The organism is Roseofilum sp., assembly GCF_982964205.1.
On sequence record NZ_CEZBFX010000207.1, the window covers coordinates 1 to 3,540 of the forward strand.

A 3,540-nucleotide genomic window follows, 5' to 3' on the forward strand; every position below is an offset into this window, starting at 1 on the left:
CGATCTTGGAGTGTTTGCCAATCTTCCAATTGCAGATCGAATCGCTCTAAATGCTGTTCGCAGGTTGTCACTTCATCCTGTGCAAATTGTTCTAAATCCCGCGAAGCTTGATAAGCTTTTTTGTACTCTTCAACTCGTAAAATAGGATCGAATACAGTTTTCCGCTCTCCTGGATTTTTGAGAAAATCACTGGTAAACATTCCTTGGGGAATTCCAATTGCTTCTGAAAAGAGTTTTGCTAAATCCGTATCTTTCGGAACGCCCAAATGTTCCTGTAACCAGAGCAACACATCATTCACTTTAGTCGGATCGAGCTTACAGTTAATCTGTGGATCGTAAAGCTCATATCCGCGACGGGTACAGCGTTTCACTTGATAGGTTCTGCCATCGCGATTAGAAATGAAGTGTACTGTGGCTTGGGCACTTTTAGCTCCTTTGCGAATCAACTCTTCTCGCTGATATTGACAAGAGTTAAATAGCACCCAAGCAATAGCTTCCAAAATCGATGTTTTCCCTGCACCATTCTCCCCGCAAATCGCATTACTTCCCACTTCAAACTCTAAATAGAGATCGGCGTGGGACTTAAAATTTTTCAGACTGACAGATAGAATTTCCATGGAGAGTTTATTTAAGTTAAGTTGGGTTAGCAATAACCCAACCACAATTATCAGTCAAAATTGGGTAAATCTAAACGTCTTCAGCCGCTTGCAGGAATAATTTATGAGCAACAGTTTGAATTCCGGTATGGCGATAATAGTCTGTCGATTGGTCAAGAAAAGCCCCCACTAAATCTAACGCATCATCAGAGAAATCAATAAATCCTCCGATGTGGTCAAAAACGCTTTCAGGGGTTAAGCCGACGGAACCGACTAAATTGCCCATCCATCCTTCAACCGCACCAAATGTCTCGCTAATAAACCCTAATTTGTCATCACCAGGAATGAAGTTAGCAATGGTTCCAAAAACCGGATTCCCTTCCAATGCACTGCCACCATCTAAGGTTGAGTGAACTTTTTGTAAGAAATTTGGCCCCAAAGGGAGTAAACCATCGACGGAGACTAATGCCGCCATCCGCATTAGGGAGGCTCCGTGATAATGCTCGGTCAATTCGGCAACAAATTCACCTGGATTGAGAACAGGAAGTCCATTCAGCTTGCTGTAAGCAATCAATTCTGTGACTAATTTTAAGCATAAATCTACCGATTGAGTAGTATCAGCTTTGGGAGTTAATCGATTTAAAAATCCTAATAAGCCAATTTTTTCGCCTACTTTATTCGCCATAGCAGCCGCACCGAGTGCTTTATCTGCATTATCGATGGTTTTGTACAACCAAATAGCTCCTTGATAGCCAGTATTGGTATCATTGTACAGCTCGATCGCTCGATTGCGGATGTCCCGGATGCGATCGCCGTCTGTTTCCCCGGTTACGACTTCAATCGTGCGATCGCAACCCACCACATTCTCCCACTCTCCAGGGACAACAAAATCCAGAGCGTTGAGCATCTTTACCGTCAGGTTATCCGACGGTAATTCATCAAGTAACTCAATAATTGAATCAGCCATCTTTCGTTCCTACTTGAAGACTTTCTCTATTCTGAAGTCTATCCCTGCAATGCGTCAATATAGGGCTACGGGCTAGGCAATAAGCAAAAATTCTTAGTTTGTTGCTCCCACTTCCTGATTTTCCTAGCGTATGGCAAGTATAGAGCAACAGGACTCCTATGTTGAAGTTTTTCTGATTCGATTCTAACCTAACGACAAGAACTTATAACTTTTGCAAAGGAACAACTTTTGGATTCAGAATTTTGCGCCCTAAACCTGTAAATTGAACCGCTACAGATTGCTGTTCTCCCTTGCCAAAAACATGGGTAACTTGTCCGACTCCAAAACTGCGGTGAAGGACGCGATCGCCAACTTGCCAACCCTTGTTTTTTCCTTTAGGGATTTTAGCCTTCGTTCCCACCTTAGCTTCGGATTTCTTAACCGGCTTTTTCACTGTTTTTTGAGGGGCGGGACTTGGGGAAGTCACTCTTGCTTGATATTGGGTAGTCCCCTTTAATAACTCGCGGGGTAATTCAGCTAAAAATTGAGATGCAGTTGCCGGTTCCCGGTTTCCCCATAACCGTCTTTCTTGGGCATGGGTTAAAAACAATTGTTCCTGAGCGCGGGTAATTCCTACATAACATAAGCGCCGCTCTTCTTCCAAGGCTGCGGGGTCATCCATACTGCGGAAATTAGGAAATAAACCCTCTTCTAATCCCACTAAAAATACGATTGGAAATTCTAAACCTTTCGCTGCATGAAGGGTCATCAAGGTAACAGCATTTTCCCCTTCTTCCAGGTTATCTAACTCCGATTGTAAGGGGGCATAATTGAGATAACTGGATAAATGGGTATCGCCAGTTTCTTCCTCATATTGGATAATGGCACTAAATAACTCTTGCAAGTTTTGTAAGCGGTTTTCGGATTCGTCAGTTCCTTGATATTTTAAATCTTTGAGATATTCAGAGTCGGTTAAAATTCCTTGGGCAATGGTAGAGGCTTTTTCAGTTTCGAGACGTTCTTGCCAACGAGTAATCAGCTTATAAAAGCCCATCACTGCTTTAGTTGAGCGTCCGGCTAAGGTACGCACGGAAGTTTCATCACTGATGATTTCCCATAGGGGAATCCCCAGTTCTGAGGATGCACCTAGCAGCCGATCTAAGGTGGATTTGCCAATGCCACGACGAGGAACATTAATGATGCGTAATAAACTGACAGTATCAGCCGGATTAATCAATAACCTGAGATAACAAATGGCATCTTTGATTTCCTTGCGATCGTAAAACTTTAATCCCCCAACCATCCGATATTTAATATTTTGTCTTACCAATACTTCCTCAAAGGCACGAGACTGGGCATTGGTACGATACAAAATGGAAAAGCTGCCCCAATTGATATCCGGATACTTTTGTTCCAGTTGACGCATCTGACGGATCGCAAATTCCGCCTCGTCGATTTCATTATCGGCTTGGTAACAAGTAATTGGCACTCCAGAATCACGAGTGGGGCGTAATACCTTATCAATTCGCTCTTTATTATTTTGAATCAACTCATTCGCTGCTTGTAGAATATTTTCTCGCGAGCGATAGTTTTCTTCTAATTTAATCATGGTCTCGCTTTTCTGGTCTGATAAACCATCGCCAAAATCTTGTTGAAAATCCATCAAAATGGTAAAGTCAGCCATGCGGAAGCTATAAATCGATTGATCGGCATCTCCAACGACAAAAATGGAGCGACTTTGCCAATCTTTGTAGTCACGGCTTTGGACTCCTCCCGTAGCTAACAAACGAATTAAATCATATTGGGTGCGGTTTGTATCTTGATATTCATCGACTAAGATATGATGAAAGCGGTTATGCCAATAGGCTAATACTTGCTCATTTTTTCGTAGCAAGTTCACCGGGACTAAAATTAAGTCATCAAAATCGAGGGCATTATTTTCAGCTAACCGCTTTTGATAGAGTTCATAAACTTCGGAAATTACCCGTCCCCGATAAT

Annotated in this window: 3 protein-coding genes; all 3 read right to left on the bottom strand. The window is 42.5% G+C overall.

The features are described 5' to 3' along the window. On the bottom strand, positions 1-617 hold a 617-nt coding region (locus tag AC3A14_RS24300; protein WP_487779224.1), incomplete at its 3' end, for an AAA family ATPase. Between the two features lie 70 nt (positions 618-687). Continuing rightward, on the bottom strand, positions 688-1,563 hold the full coding sequence (locus tag AC3A14_RS24305) for a hypothetical protein (protein WP_318732801.1): 876 nt from the start codon (positions 1,561-1,563) through the stop codon (positions 688-690). A gap of 202 nt (positions 1,564-1,765) precedes the next feature. Beyond that, positions 1,766-3,540 (bottom strand): 3'-5' exonuclease (locus AC3A14_RS24310; protein WP_487779225.1); only part of this gene is annotated, 1,775 nt, incomplete at its 5' end.